Below are 14,403 nucleotides of genomic sequence, written 5' to 3' on the forward strand. Positions count from 1 at the left end.
AAGTGTTCTTAGAAATCTTTTGTGGAATGCTAATGCAATTGCGTCAGCATAGTTAAAATGAGAGCAATTTGTTCAATAATCGAAGATATGCTCAATTGTGGATGAAGACCGTTTCATTGAACGGATAAAAGGAAGCAAGTCATCCACATTCATTAGTACAACCATTCGCTTTTGATCCGGTTGGGTGACAAGTTCCGATGTATACAGTATTTCTGCATCGCTGAATTCCAAATCCTGATCCTTATTCAGAATTACGGAAACCGCTATCTCATCATTCCCCCCAATGTCCCGGATGATCATATTGCTGCTGGTGAGTGTTAGCATAGTTTCGGTAAATGCTCCCCAACGGGTAATGGCCAGAATATATTCATTTCCCTCTGCCGCAATAATCTTTAGATCACTGGTGGGCTGAATATCCTCTACTGAGGAAGCGCTTACATAAATATCTGTAACAGGTTCTTCATAACTGGCCCTGGCAGCCCATTCAATCAATTGAGCATATCCTGCTTTCAAAGTAAATTCGAAAGTAAAGAACAGCGTCCGCTCCCATTTCCGTAACCAACTCGCAGAGGATTCATCCCGCTGCCTCCATACTTTGCCAATCCAGGGCAAAAATTCAAATTCATACCAGGCTGTATGATAAATAAAGTTGCTGTAGGCTCGCTGTGCCTCCATGATTGTTCGTTCCTGCGTTGATATTTCCTCATTGGCGAACCAACCAAAAACTCGTCCGACCGTATTCTCATAAATCATTTTACCAGCATACTCCATCGTAACGCTAACGCCGATCACATTTAACATGGTGATATATTCGTCGTTAGGTGGGTATGCACTCGAGGCCAGTTTAATCGAACGATCATATAGTTTCCAATATTCATCAATTGACGAATAGTACGGAAAATCTGAAGGGTTGTTCCCGGATTCCAGCCAGTCGGCGTATTCTTTCGGGTTGAAGACGAGGTACCACTCCGGCACAGTGAGAATAGTCTGCTCCTCGGCACGTACATATCCCGGGATTTGACCTTTTTTTAACTCAATCGAATTGGATTGAGAAGGATCATATTTATCAAGGAGCTTATTGGTAAATCTGTTCAAAGAATCAAACTGGTGTTTCACTTCAAAATAGCGTGGAGCTGATGAGAAAGCCTGATAAAACTGCTGTTGAGTTGCGTGCGGCTGGTACGGCAGGTACCATTTTCCATTTTCACTAAGGATGGCATCGGTCATTTCTACCGTCCATTCTTTAACTTTCTCGCGCGACTTGACATCCGTACCTTGTTTATAATACACCACAAAGGCAAAGACCTCCTCATCGGCCCATGATAAAAAGGACTCCTTATCCGGATAGGCATGTCGAAGTGAGACATTGATGACATTCACATCATATTTCTCAAAAACGTCTCTCATTTTAGGAATAAAGGAAGTTATCCTTTTTACCGGAATGAAATATTCCTGTAATACGTAGGTTTGCTTTTCCCGGGATGAAGGCTCCAGTTCTGCTACATCATAGCTGGCTTCCTTGTTTCTCCACACAACTGATTCAGATTTATAAACATAGGGGTCAATAATTTTTTTCCGAACCCATTTACCAAAATCTCCCCAGGAAACCACGTTCACCAACCGGGGTTCAAGCCAATAGGTTTCCCCTTCAGGGGTCACACGCGTGGTATCGGTAAGTTCCCTTTCTGATGTCCGCCAGGAAACGTTATTTATGACCTCATAATCAGGCGGGTACAGATCACCGTTTTGAAAGATAACTGTGCTGTCATTTCTAACATTTTCATCAAAATAAGTCAAATAATCCTCCACATTGAGCAATTCCGTTCTGCGCTCCACCTTCACATTTTCTGCCAGCTGGAGTGTTGCCTCGGCAATAACCCCGACACCGCCGTACCCTCCGATCGCTGCCCGAAACAGTTCGGAATTCTCCTGCCGGCTTGCGTTAACCACTTCGCCATCGGACGTAACTATTTTCAATGCAATCACAGAAGAAATGATCGGACCATGACCAACATAGCGTCCGTGACAGTTAACCGATATCGATCCACCCACGGTAAAGTTGGCGTAGGTTTGCATAATTTTTACGGAAAGGTCTTCCTTGTCGATAATCTTCTGAAGGTCGCGCCAAACGATCCCAGCCTGCAGGGTAACCTGTTTTTTTTCTACGTCCAGGTCCAGCACTTTATTGAATTGCCGCATATCCAGGTGCAGACTATTTTCAAACGCAGTCTGTCCGCCCATGCTGAATCTACCTCCCCCAATTGATATGGGTCCTGTGGTAGACCGAATGGCGTCTACGATATCATCAACCGAATGCGGTTGAACGATCTTACCCACCATGACAGGATTAAGCTCGGTAACGTCATTTACACGTTTATCGGGAAGTACTTTTTGATATTCCGAATCACCCGAAATGGCGATGAGTATGAAGACAAAGAGGAAGTATGCACAAACGAGGTAAAACGGAATAGCCCTCCTCTTTTTCTTATTGATGAATCTGAAAAATGAGGTAATGGTTCTTACAATGAACCGAAATATCCAGACGAGTACAACCCACGCCTTAATGAAAATTATTTTCAACAGTCTCATGAGTTGGTCTCTAAATTTTGGTAAAAAGCATCAGCGCATTTTTGGTTGGATCACCCGCCTGGTAGAGGGAACATCCTTCATACCTGAAACCCAGGTTGGATACAAAGTTTTGAATGAATGCCAGGGAGTAAAAATTCCGAATCTCCTTTTCATTATTCTCCCACGGCTCCTTCGTTCCCATATTAAAAACATCGTGGGCCAGGGCCACAAGTGTTTTTTGTTCCTCTGTATCACAGTCGTGGTCTCTCAAAACCAGTTTACCACCTGTTCGCAGGGTATCGCGAATGGAAGAAATAAAGGATGTTCGTAATTCAATCGGGCAGTGATGAAAGCCGATATAGACTGTCACGAGGTCGAGGCTTCCCCTTGGGATTTCACATCCATACTGCGTTTCATAATTTGTAAAGGGAATATAGCTGGCTCCAATTGGGATTTGACCCCGATCAACCATTTCAGTAATAGAATAGCCGGGCTTCTTTCCATCGGCATAATAGCGTTCCCCGGTTATTTTTACTTTTTCTTCAAGGTAATCCAGGTATCTGCCCGATGAACCAATCTCCAGGTAGCCATTATAACTGCTATTCTTCCCGAGCAACTCCATGGATTGCGCTGCCATCACATCCTTCTGATGAAATAAAGCAGGCAGCTGATACTTGAATATTGAAAATAATGGGGTGATTTCCTTGAGCTTCGACTGAACTTCCAGGTAAACTTCCCGGTCACCCTCTTTCACGCTTACCACCTGTCCGATCAGTTTGTGGAAATCATCTTCGGGATAGAGGTTGAATACATTTTGCAGAAACAGAAAGAATTCATTCCGCAGTTTTTCATCCTTATATATCCGCATGAAATTTCTGCGGGCATCCACGATTGAGTCGTTATCAAGGGCGTTAATGAAACCTGCCGGTAGTAATGACAGAGGAATAACACCGGCAGCCAGTGCCGTTAAAAATTTACTTCTGTTCATAAATAAAGCCTTTAGACAATTCCTCAGGGGTATGCCTATACATAACCCCGGCGATTGAAAGGTAAACGTAGAAATCTATTTCCTATTGCGGTTCGCGTATTTTATGCGAATTTCGACGAAGGGTAACGAATATAAATCCGATAAGAAATGACTGATCCACATCGCATGGATCAAAAGTTTGAAGTGAGTGGAGTTAAAAAGTCAGATCCCTCTACAACATTTTGATTATTAAGCAGTTATTAAATGAATAATAGCTAAATAGACCTTAAGATACATGAAAACCATCACGCTTATTTTCTTTGGCATTCTGTTTTCCATAGCCGTTTTTGCGCAGGAGCCTGGTCTGCGAATCATAAATCGGGAATCGGGCAAGGAGATCTTCATTAAGGAATCAAAAAGAGTGCGGGTTAAGAATAGATTCGGACAGGAATTCGCGGGACGATTTGTCGTTACTGACCGGGGAAAGATATCAATTGACGGAAAGACCATAGAATTAGTAAATATCCAGGAGATTCAACGTGTTCCCATTTTACAATCGGCACTTACCCGCGGAGTACTCATCTATGGCGGGGCGGTTGTTACAGGAATAGGAGTCCTTATTGGGGCGTTCGGTAATCCGGCAGGATTTTTACTGATCATCCCCGGCTCGGCCATGATCTACCTTGGGGTAAGATCCAAAAATTTCAATAAACGTTATCGAATCGAGGATGACTGGATTTATGAGCTGGATGGAGCATTTTAATGAAATGCCTTCTGAATCACCGGTAAATGAGATTGAGTAGAATAATCACTCATTCTCTTTCTCATTCTCTTTCTCATTCTCATTCTCTTTCTCATTCTCTTTCTCTTTCTGCATTTGTAGCCCGTCCACCTTCGCTAAAGCTACGGCGGATGCAATAGGAGCACCGGGTGATAAGAAAAGCTCCAGTAGAGCTTTTTAGCGAAGAGGCCAGCCTGTCGCGCAAGCTTCCACGAAGGGCTACAACGCAAAAAGGCTACCTTCTGGTAGCCTTCGCATTGTAGCCCGTAGGGGAATCGAACCCCTGTTTCCAGGATGAAAACCTGGCGTCCTAACCCCTAGACGAACGGGCCATTTGTTAAATGGAGTTGCAAATATAGATGGCTCTTAAATATTTGCAAAACTTCCCCGAAAAAAAATTTACAATACCTTCATTTTTTACTCCGGCGCTTCCTTTGCATTTCGCCTGCAGGTAATGTAATTTTACCGCTCTCAAAAAAAGAAAGAAATTCTAACTTAAACACTTATACCCATGACTAGAGTAGCTATCAATGGTTTCGGTCGCATTGGCCGACTGGCATTCAAGATCCTCCTGGAAAAAGAGAATGTCGAAGTGGTTGCCATCAACGACCTTACCGATAACGCCACACTCGCTCACCTTCTGAAGTACGATTCTATCCACGGAAGATTTAATGGCACCGTTGAATCAACCGATGAACATATCATTGTTAACGGAAAGAAAATCCTTGCCCTCGCAGAACGCGATCCTGCTGCCCTGCCCTGGGGAGAAAATAAGGTAGATGTCGTACTTGAGTCTACCGGACGGTTCACCGACCGCGAAAGTGCCGGAAAACACCTTGCAGCCGGAGCCAAAAGAGTAGTAATCTCTGCCCCTGCCAAAGGAGACATTACAACCGTTGTACTCGGCGTAAACGATGACACCCTTACCGGCGACGAAGACATCCTGTCCAACGCATCATGTACCACCAACTGCCTTGCTCCTGTAGCCAAGGTGTTGAATGACACATTCGGTATTGAAAAAGGTTTTATCACTACGATCCACGCCTATACGGCAGATCAGAACCTGCAGGATGCCCCGCATAAAGATCTTCGTCGTGCACGTGCTGCGGCACTTAACATCGTTCCTACTACTACCGGTGCGGCTAAGGCGGTTGGACTTGTACTTCCGGAACTGAAAGGGAAACTGGATGGAAATGCAGTACGCGTTCCTACTCCTACCGGATCGCTTACCGACCTGGTTTGTATCCTGAAGAAAGAAGTAACTGCCGAGGAAGTCAACGCAGCGATGAAAGCGGCAGCCGATGGACCAATGAAGGGAATCCTTTGCTACATGGAAGATCCGATCGTTTCAACAGATATTATTGGTGATCCACACTCTTCCATCTTCGATTCAGGCGTTACAACAGCCAATGGAAATTTGGTAAAAGTAGTATCCTGGTATGATAACGAGGCCGGATATTCAAACCGTGTTGCAGATTTAATCGCAAGACTGTAATACCTGATCAGCATTATTAAAAAAAGGCCTGTGAACCAGGCCTTTTTTTATATCTCACCCCGAAGGGATTTGCCAATCACCTCAGCTTTGCTGTGCACATGAAGCTTGCTGTAAATGTTTCGAATATGATACCGTACCGTTTCAATCGAAATAGACATCCGATCGGCAATCATTTTATAACTCAACCCATCCACCAGCGCAATCACTATTTCCTGTTCACGATCAGTAAGCACGTTCCGATGGTTTTCCTCTTTCTCCCTTTTGCCGGTAAAGGTCTCAATGACCAGCCGGGCGATCTGGGGCGACATGGGTGAGCCTCCCGACTGCACCTGTAAAATTCCTTCCTTGATATCGGGGAGCGGTGTGTTCTTCAACAGATAACCACTTGCACCTGCCCTTAACGCCGGGAAAATCTTATTGACATCATGGTATATGGTAAGTATGATGAATTCCATTGTGGGATGACGCTGCTTGAGCAGCTTCACTCCCTCAATTCCCGACATACCCGGCAGCTCTATATCCATCAACATAACGTCAGGCATGAGGTTTTCACTAAACCCGGACAATCCTTTCTCAACACTTTCATACGCACCCAGGCAATTGAATTCCGACTGACGGTCTATATACGTTTGTAATACCGTCCTGATCTGCGCATCGTCCTCAATTATACCAATTCCGATCATATCTGTCCCGTAAAGTGATTTCAAGATACCAAAAGCATCGTTTCGTGTAAACCACATGATTATGTGGTGCCAAATGGTCACCCCACCTCAATGGTGGTACCCCGATCCGGCATCGAATCCATGGCGAATCTCATACCTATCCGATCGGCACGTTTTTGCATATTTTGCAAACCATTACCCTTTTGTTCCTTAATGGAAACATTCAATTCGTTCTGCCGGGTTCCATTTTCCAGCATCATACCCCTACCATTATCGGTTACGCGCAACGAATATTTTCCATGATCAAACATTACTTCCACCAATACCTTTGTTGCCCGTGAATGCTTGCAAATATTATTTACCGACTCCTTGAAAATCAGATAGAAATTCTGTCTGAAAAGCGGATCAATAAATGCACCGGATTGCACGCCCTTTACGGTGAATTCGAGATCAATATTGAATGCCTCAAACGTTTCTGTGGCAAATTGTTTCATACGTATGATGAGGTTGCCTGCCGTATCATTTTTATGATCGATCGACCAGACGATATCGCTCATCTGACTGATCACGTCACGGCTTAATTCACCAATATTTCTCAGAAATCCATTTGATTGGTCATCTTCTTCGCTATTACTAAGAAGACTCGAATAAAGAGATATCTTGGTGAGTGATGATCCAATATCATCATGCAGGTCCTGGGCAATCTGATTTCGAAGGTTTGCCACGGCGAGTGCCTTCTGTAAACGATAATAGTGAAGAAAATAAAGCAATCCGGCAACCAGCACTATAGCCAGCGAAATGAACCACCAGGTCTGCCAGAACGGTGGATGGATCAGAATATCAAGTTGAGCAGGTGGGCCCCAAATTCCTGGCACGAGAGAAGCCTGAACCTCAAACGTATAGTTTCCGGGATCCAGGTTTGTAAATGATACTTTAGAATCAGAAATGCCACTCACCCATTCATCGGTAAACCCTTTGAGTCGATAGCGATATTCCGAAGACCCGCTTGAATAAAACTGCAGCGCGCCATATCCAATGGTAAATTCCTTATGCCTGTAATTAAGTTTGATCTGGTCAGTATAATCCAGGTTCCTCTCCAACGAAACACCATGTATGCTATCCCGAACCCCCACCCGTACCGGCCGGTTCAGAATACTGAGCGATTCAAAATGCACGGAAGGCCCATCAACAGGGGACTGAAATTCATCTTCATTTAAGATATTAAGCCCCTTATCAGATATGACCATGCTGATATCAGGCCTTGATCGGTGCAGTAAATAAAATTCTGTACCTGTCAATCCATCTTTACGGTCAAACTGGTTGTATCCTCCGTCGGATTCGAGCCGAAGTACATCCCGCCGACTGACCAACCAAGTGACCGAATCTGTTATTTTCATAATTTCGATCAGCCGCTTATCCTTGACAATCCCGGGGGGCAGGTCGAACTTCCTGAAATCAACTGAAGACATGCCATTGTACGTTGCTTCTATGAGATCATTTGCATCATTGAGGAGAACGATTCTTCCGGAAGGCGACTCAGCAATACTGTAAAAATTGAAATTACTGACCGGCATTTCAGGCTTTGCATTATCGATTACGCTTACGAACTCATGTAGTTTTTTGTCATAGAGGACAACTCCCGAACTTGTCAGGATCCATACATTACCGGATGAATCCTCGTAAATATTGTTTACATCAACGTATTCCTGTAATGAGGATTTTGGAAAGTTATAATTGCCAAAAACACCTGTATCAGGATTATAGGTCCCGTAGCCGCTCCCATATGACCCATACCATATAACACTGTCGGTAGCCAGGACAGTACTAAGTGCATTATTAGAGACACTGTTTCTCCCTGCTTCAAACAGGTAATGATCGAATATCCCCTCCCGAACATTGAAGTGATTAAGACCTCCCCCAGCCAGACTGAGCCAGAGGTCGCCCTTACCGTCTATACTCACACCGCTCACATGGTTATAGCCAATTGAAGACTTATTGGAGGCATCATGCTTAAAGTGATCTATTTGATTCGTGATGAGATTCAATTTTACCAGTCCCCCGCCGTTGGCCCCGATCCAAACAATGGAATCAGACAGAGACGCAGCAGACATGATTCCATCAATAGATAATTGATCATGCGTGAACTGCTGAATCCACTTTTTACGGGCATCAATTTTAAATAACCCGGTATTATCGGTAAGCACCCAAACAGATTCATCCTGGTCCCTGAACAGGCCGGTGATATTATCCTCCATCAGGGATGAGTTCTCACGCGTTATGTAGGAAAAATTTCTCTTTTCAGGATGATAAATATTAATACCACCCCCATAGGTTGCAATCCAAATGTCCCCGTTACCAACTTCCACCAGAGCCCAAACTGAATTATAGTTCAATGATTTTCCAGCTTCCCCGGTAGAATAATAGTGGCGCACTGAGAAATCTGATTTGGAAGTAATATGCAGCCCTCCATATGTTCCTGCATAAAATGCGTCTTCCGTTTCAAGAAAGTCACGGATCACATTGTGCTTATAGTTATCTTCTGGGTTTTCCGAATTATACCAGAGGCGGTAAAACTTTTCTTCCTTAATGTTCAACAGGCAAGTACCTTTTGTCGTACTGATGGTTATAAAGCCCTGCTCTGTACCCGGCGAAATATCGGTAATCAGATTATCGGATAAGCTATCCGGGTGATTGTACATGCGATATGTTCTGAGGGTATTTTGTTGACGGTTCCAGAAACACAATCCGCTGTTGAGGGTTCCGATCCAGAAATTCTGAAGTGAATCCTGATAAAACGAGAGCGCCACGGCCGGAAGGCGGGTAGTTGAGTCATTACGTATTTCAAAGTAATCCCTCAGGGGGTCATAGGACAAAATGGCACCAGATGCTGTGGCTGTCCAAATCCCACCGTGCGGATCCCTGTAAATACGCATGGCGGATGTTTCCGGAAATCCGGGGCCTGAAAGCTCGTTATTCAGGTAATGCCTGAAACTGGTACCGTTAAAACGGCTCAATCCTTCCTGGGTAACCATCCACAAAAAACCTGAGGAATCTTGCGCAAGTTGGTACACTTTGTTGTTGAGCAACCCATCCTCCACAGTATAATGTTCCATAAAGACCTGCGGCGATTGAGCCTTTGCGCATATGGCTGTGACAAGCAATAAAAAACATGACCATAGTTTCAGCTTCATGGCAAGTTGCATTTACTATTATTTACAACTTTTTCAGCTGATAATCAATGATCTACAGTCAATTGAGAAGGGAAATACTCATTTTTAGGTATAAAAAAAGCATGTCCCGGACATGCCTTCTAACTTTTCAAAATCAGTTACAAAGATTCAAGCTGCTCTTCGGTGGCATCAAGGTTATGATAAACCTTCTGCACATCATCATCGTCCTCCAACGCCTCAATCAGTTTCATCACTTTTTCAAACCCATCATTATCCAGACTTACATTGGTAGTAGGAATCCTCACAAGACCCGCCTCCTCAACTTCAAGCCCAAGTTCATCCAGCTTTGTCTGCATACTCCCAAAATCTTCCATCGCGCTGGTCACACTGATGTATCCTTCGTCAAATTCCACTTCTTCGGCACCGCCATCAATGAGTTCCAGGGTCATGTCATCATGATCCATTCCGTCTTTTTCCTTGATGAGAAAACTGCCCTTACGCTCAAACAAATATTCCACAGATCCATTTACCCCAAGACTTCCACCATATTTCGAGAACAAACTACGCACATTGGAAACAGTCCGGTTTATATTGTCGGTGGCACATTCCACGAATACTGCGACGCCATTAGGACCGTAGCCTTCGTAGGTAAGTTCCTGGTAGTCGACTGCATCCTTTCCTGACCCTTTATTGACCGCCCGGTCAATATTATCCTTAGGCATGTTTTGCCCCTTGGCATTCTGAATCGCCAGCCGCAGGCGCGGATTCATATCGGGGTCCCCGCCACCTTCCCTTGCAGCAACGGTAATTTCCTTGATCAGTTTCGTAAAAATTTTACCTCTTTTCGCATCCTGGGCACCCTTGCGATGTTTTATATTCGCCCATTTACTATGTCCTGCCATAAATTGAATAAAAATGATCCAGTTGTAAAATTAATTAATTTTTGGCATCCGATATTGCTTGTACCACAGATTAAGAACAACTCCGAGTAAAACAACGGCCATACCCAGGTAAGTTTGAAGATTGAAGTTTTCACCAAAAATCACCCACCCGAAAATCAGGGCATAGAATATCCCGATATAGCTCACGCTTGCCACCTTATTTAATTCCTCTTCCTGGTAGGCACGGGTCATATAATACTGTGCAATTTGTGTAAGAACACCCACCATAAGCAGGAAAACCCATTCCCAACCTGAAGGCTGAACCCACTTAAAGGCACTGTAAGCACCTGTAAGTGGCATGGTGACCAGGGGAAAATAAAATATAATCACCAGCGGGTGTTCGGAAGTCTTCAATTTCCGGATAAAATTATAGGCCAATCCGCTAAAAAATGCAGCAACAACACCAATCAGTAATAACTGCGGGGTAATGCGCGGATCAAATCCCTGTACCAGCAGCACCCCTGAAAAGGCAATAAGAAAAAATATCCATTGCACAGGTGCGACCCGTTCACGGTTAATAAAAATGCCAATTATAGTGGTGAAGATCGGGGTGATGAACTGAATTGTAACTGCAGTGGCAAGAGGAATGAGCTGTATGGTAATAAAATAAAGGACAAGCGCGATTGCTCCGGCAGTTCCCCTCAGGAGAAGCCAACCCCTGCTTTTACCCCAAATGGATACACCCTGCGAACGCAGAATAACCACACTGATCACCAGCGAGATCAGTGAGCGAAAAAACACTATCTCAACAGCAGGAATCGCTGGCAATAGTTTGACGAATACGTTCATTAAGGCAAAAACAAATGTCGCCAGCAGCATGAAGCCTACTCCTCTTGAGATCATGCCCTAAATAACACGATTTGAAATGACTTGCCCCAACCGAACTTGGCTAAATTTCCTATCTTCAGGGAAAATGCCACACTATGCATCCCATACTGTTTAGTTTTGAAGTATTCGGTAAGGAATTCACGGTTTACAGCTATGGTTTCTTCATTGTTCTTGGCGCCATTCTCGCCGTTATTTACCTGGCGCGTCAGGCAAGGAAGGAATTTAACGTACCCTTCGATACCATTAATAACCTTTTCCTTCTTTTGCTGGCCAGCGCCTTCATTGGCGGAAAGGTATTCCTGTTTTTTGAGAACCCTCCGTATTACAGGGAAAACCCGGCAGATCTTTTCTCAGGACGCGGATTTGTGTTTTATGGTTCGCTGCTTTTCTGTATTCCTGTCATGCTGTGGTATTTCCGTAAAAATAAATTACCCGTACTACCTATGCTTGATATCATGGCAATCGTAACTGTAATTGTGCATGGATTCGGACGTATTGGCTGTTTCATGGCGGGATGTTGCTACGGAAAAGAAACCCATGGATGGCTGGGGGTCATTTTTTCCGATCCGGCTTGTTTTGCCCGTCCCCTGGATACACCCCTTCACCCTACTCAGCTCTATTCAGCCTTCATGATCGCAGCAATAGGCCTGACATTGGTGATGGTAAAACGGCGTAAGATGTTTCCGGGTCAGGTGTTTTTATTGTACCTTATCCTATACGGAATTGGCCGGTCGGTCGTTGAAATATTCCGTGGCGATGAAAGCCGCGGTTATGTGATTGAAGGAATTTTATCACATTCCCAATTTATTTCTTTGCTTGTAATTGCGGCAGCCGTTTACTTTTATCGGCGTAACTACATTAATGTCAGGAAAACTTCAAAGACTTCATAAAAGGAATGCATGCAGAATTATTATGAATTGCTTGGGATTTCTTCCACTGCATCGGACGATGAAATAAAGAAAGCATATAAAAAGCTTGCAATACGGCATCATCCCGATAAAAATGACGGAAATTCTGCCGCAGAGGAAAAATTCAAACAGATCAATGAAGCCTATCAGGTTCTGTCGAACCCTGAGAAACGTTCCCGATATGATTTTATCCTGGAGTACGGCCATATCGCCTATTCCGCGTTCGAAAAAGCACAGGAGCCTGTTCGTAAAAGACCACCGATCTATCCGCGCTATGCACGGTTTAAGGATTACGGAGGCACCGATTTCGGCAGGCATAAGGAATATCAGGTTGACAGGAAGTATTTCCGGGACCTCTTTCTTTCACTGGGTTTATTCGTCATTCTAAGCGGCTTCTTCCTTGGCTTTTACTGGCTCAACGATTATATATCGCATCGCGAAATGCTTAGGATTCGTGAAGAAAGCATCTCAAGGTTAAATGAAGCACAGGAAATATTCTCCCGGGGGGATTACCGAACAGCTCTTCAGGAGGTCTCAACACTCGCCGTACGTATACCCAATGAAGAAAGATACAGCGAGGCCAGGGACCAAATGCTAAATTTCCTTCGCAGCAAGGCAGCAGATCATTTCAACGAGGGAAGTTATGACAAGTCGGTGGAAACGTATGTAATTGTCAAGGATTTCGAGGAACCCCTCAACCTGAATACCTGGTACCAGATTGCCATGTGTGAATATAAGATGGGTGAATACCGGAAAGCGGTCCATGCCCTTGATTATATTCTTATACGTGACAGGAATAACCTCTCCTTGTTGCTCGAAATTGCGGGCATATACGATCATAACCTCAATGAACCCACCGAAGCTCTGGCATATTACAACGATGCCAAGGCACTGTTTAAGAAATTCCAGGCAACCAGTTACGGGGAGGCATTCGAGCTCGTCATGCCTGTCGACCAAACACCTGATATCTACTTCGAACTTTTTATGAAACGGGCTGATCTGAATTCGCGCCTGAACAATATTGAAGAAGCCATTACCGACTGTAACTGGGCTGTCTTTCTTCGGCCAACCCTGGTTGCGCCCTACATGCTTCGTGCCCGAATGCATTTACGGCAGCAAGACGTTCGTAAAGCTTGTGCAGATTGGACGAAAGCCACTGAATTAGGAAATGAAGAGGCTGAAGCACTCCGGCGTTCAAATTGTGGTTTTTAACTTTGAAGAAATGGAAAATCAATCTATCATGCATCCATAAACTCTGAATCATGCAGCTTACTCCCGAAGAAATCAGTTCAGTTAAAGACAGTTACATACAAATTCTCAAATTATTCCTGAGCAAGGAAGTCGTTGAAACCAAATATATTACGTGTCTTCTCAAATGGGGTGTTCACCTGAATGTGAATGTTCAGGATATCAAGGCATACGAAAGTATTGCGCTTAGAAAAGAGTTTACCGATACCGCAGATAAGGCAAGATCTCTTTACAATCTCGTGTATATGATCTATCTGGATGACGTTGTGGAAGATATCGAACTGGAAATTGCAATATTGTATGCCCGGGAACTTGGAATCGACACATCGCTGGTTGGGGACTTCTTTAAGGCCATTGCCACAGCCCCTTTTGACGGAAGAAATGCACGTGACGTACGCAACGAAATTCATGATTACCTGAAATTGTATGGCATGATTGATTAGCTGGATCCGATATAAAATGTTTGATCAGCAAAATTCGGCAATGACCAATTGCCTCAAAGCACTAACCCCCAGATATTTACCGGCAAAAACTCCCTCTACAGCCGTTTAAATGATCCGAATCTCACCTCTTTATTTCTCCTTCAATCTATCTAAAAACCGTCAAAACGGCCTAAAAACGATGATTCAGGCACTTTTCGACAATTCTCCTTTACACATCACTGTATTTTAACGGCAAAGGCTGTACGTTCATCGTTTCCAGCCGTTCGTCGTCGAAGAAAGAGGTTACTGTACCCTGTCAGGGGGTATGAAAGGTAAGAATCTGTCGTTATACGGCGGAAGGGAAAGTGATGAGAGTAGCGTTATTTACGATATTATGTTTGATTTTCTCTGTT

General features: G+C 44.1%; 11 protein-coding genes and 1 tRNA gene. 5 read left to right on the forward strand and 7 right to left on the reverse strand.

Annotated features, from left to right (window positions below):
* Positions 1–72: 72 nt before the first annotated feature.
* A complete protein-coding gene (locus LDX50_RS08165) occupies positions 73–2,589 on the reverse strand; it encodes an FAD-binding oxidoreductase (protein ID WP_225697951.1) in 2,517 nt (838 codons plus the stop codon).
* Positions 2,590–2,599: 10 nt separating this feature from the next.
* A complete protein-coding gene (locus tag LDX50_RS08170; RefSeq protein WP_225697952.1) occupies positions 2,600–3,556 on the reverse strand; it encodes a hypothetical protein in 957 nt (318 codons plus the stop codon).
* 274 nt (positions 3,557–3,830) lie between these two features.
* On the opposite strand from LDX50_RS08170, the gene LDX50_RS08175 reads away from it, so the two are divergent.
* A complete protein-coding gene (locus tag LDX50_RS08175; RefSeq protein ID WP_225697953.1) occupies positions 3,831–4,298 on the forward strand; it encodes a hypothetical protein in 468 nt (155 codons plus the stop codon).
* 278 nt (positions 4,299–4,576) lie between these two features.
* On the opposite strand, the gene LDX50_RS08180 is transcribed toward LDX50_RS08175, so the two are convergent.
* A tRNA-Glu gene (locus LDX50_RS08180) sits at positions 4,577–4,648 on the reverse strand.
* 179 nt (positions 4,649–4,827) lie between these two features.
* On the opposite strand from LDX50_RS08180, the gene gap reads away from it, so the two are divergent.
* Positions 4,828–5,811: a type I glyceraldehyde-3-phosphate dehydrogenase gene (gap, locus tag LDX50_RS08185; protein ID WP_255647357.1), complete on the forward strand. Its 984-nt coding sequence runs from the start codon at positions 4,828–4,830 to the stop codon at positions 5,809–5,811.
* Positions 5,812–5,858: 47 nt separating this feature from the next.
* Here gap and LDX50_RS08190 read toward each other — a convergent pair whose 3' ends face one another.
* The 4 genes from LDX50_RS08190 to LDX50_RS08205 form a co-directional block, all read right to left on the reverse strand.
* Complete coding sequence (locus LDX50_RS08190) at positions 5,859–6,551, reverse strand: response regulator (protein ID WP_225697954.1); 693 nt, start codon at positions 6,549–6,551, stop codon at positions 5,859–5,861.
* Between the two features lie 20 nt (positions 6,552–6,571).
* A complete protein-coding gene (locus LDX50_RS08195; protein ID WP_225697955.1) occupies positions 6,572–9,664 on the reverse strand; it encodes a sensor histidine kinase in 3,093 nt (1,030 codons plus the stop codon).
* Between the two features lie 137 nt (positions 9,665–9,801).
* The gene (locus LDX50_RS08200; protein WP_225697956.1) at positions 9,802–10,545 is read right to left on the reverse strand and encodes a YebC/PmpR family DNA-binding transcriptional regulator; all 744 of its coding nucleotides are present in this window, start codon (positions 10,543–10,545) and stop codon (positions 9,802–9,804) included.
* A 30-nt stretch (positions 10,546–10,575) separates the two neighbouring features.
* Entirely contained in the window at positions 10,576–11,427 is an 852-nt protein-coding gene (locus LDX50_RS08205; protein WP_225697957.1) for a DMT family transporter, read from the reverse strand.
* Positions 11,428–11,507: 80 nt separating this feature from the next.
* On the opposite strand from LDX50_RS08205, the gene lgt reads away from it, so the two are divergent.
* Genes lgt through LDX50_RS08220 form a run of 3 tightly spaced genes read left to right on the forward strand, consistent with a single transcriptional unit; the run spans position 11,508 to position 14,011 of the window.
* Positions 11,508–12,302 carry a prolipoprotein diacylglyceryl transferase gene (gene lgt / locus LDX50_RS08210; RefSeq protein ID WP_225697958.1) on the forward strand — a complete coding sequence of 265 codons (795 nt, stop codon included), beginning with the start codon at positions 11,508–11,510 and terminating at the stop codon, positions 12,300–12,302.
* A gap of 9 nt (positions 12,303–12,311) precedes the next feature.
* Positions 12,312–13,532 carry a DnaJ domain-containing protein gene (locus tag LDX50_RS30925; protein ID WP_275951756.1) on the forward strand — a complete coding sequence of 407 codons (1,221 nt, stop codon included), beginning with the start codon at positions 12,312–12,314 and terminating at the stop codon, positions 13,530–13,532.
* A gap of 50 nt (positions 13,533–13,582) precedes the next feature.
* The gene (locus tag LDX50_RS08220; RefSeq protein ID WP_225697959.1) at positions 13,583–14,011 is read left to right on the forward strand and encodes a hypothetical protein; all 429 of its coding nucleotides are present in this window, start codon (positions 13,583–13,585) and stop codon (positions 14,009–14,011) included.
* The last annotated feature ends 392 nt before the right edge of the window (positions 14,012–14,403 follow it).

The sequence above is a fragment of the Fulvivirga sedimenti genome, assembly GCF_020328055.1.

Bases quoted from the DNA above. Each gene is read 5' to 3' on its own strand.
- LDX50_RS30925 (WP_275951756.1), top strand. From the start codon at position 12,312: ATGCAGAATTATTATGAATTGCTTGGGATTTCTTCCACTGCATCGGAC.
- LDX50_RS08165 (WP_225697951.1), bottom strand. From the start codon at position 2,589: ATGAGACTGTTGAAAATAATTTTCATTAAGGCGTGGGTTGTACTCGTC.
- LDX50_RS08205 (WP_225697957.1), bottom strand. From the start codon at position 11,427: ATGATCTCAAGAGGAGTAGGCTTCATGCTGCTGGCGACATTTGTTTTT.
- LDX50_RS08220 (WP_225697959.1), top strand. From the start codon at position 13,583: ATGCAGCTTACTCCCGAAGAAATCAGTTCAGTTAAAGACAGTTACATA.
- LDX50_RS08170 (WP_225697952.1), bottom strand. From the start codon at position 3,556: ATGAACAGAAGTAAATTTTTAACGGCACTGGCTGCCGGTGTTATTCCT.
- gap (WP_255647357.1), top strand. From the start codon at position 4,828: ATGACTAGAGTAGCTATCAATGGTTTCGGTCGCATTGGCCGACTGGCA.
- LDX50_RS08195 (WP_225697955.1), bottom strand. From the start codon at position 9,664: ATGAAGCTGAAACTATGGTCATGTTTTTTATTGCTTGTCACAGCCATA.
- LDX50_RS08190 (WP_225697954.1), bottom strand. From the start codon at position 6,551: ATGTGGTTTACACGAAACGATGCTTTTGGTATCTTGAAATCACTTTAC.
- LDX50_RS08175 (WP_225697953.1), top strand. From the start codon at position 3,831: ATGAAAACCATCACGCTTATTTTCTTTGGCATTCTGTTTTCCATAGCC.
- LDX50_RS08200 (WP_225697956.1), bottom strand. From the start codon at position 10,545: ATGGCAGGACATAGTAAATGGGCGAATATAAAACATCGCAAGGGTGCC.
- lgt (WP_225697958.1), top strand. From the start codon at position 11,508: ATGCATCCCATACTGTTTAGTTTTGAAGTATTCGGTAAGGAATTCACG.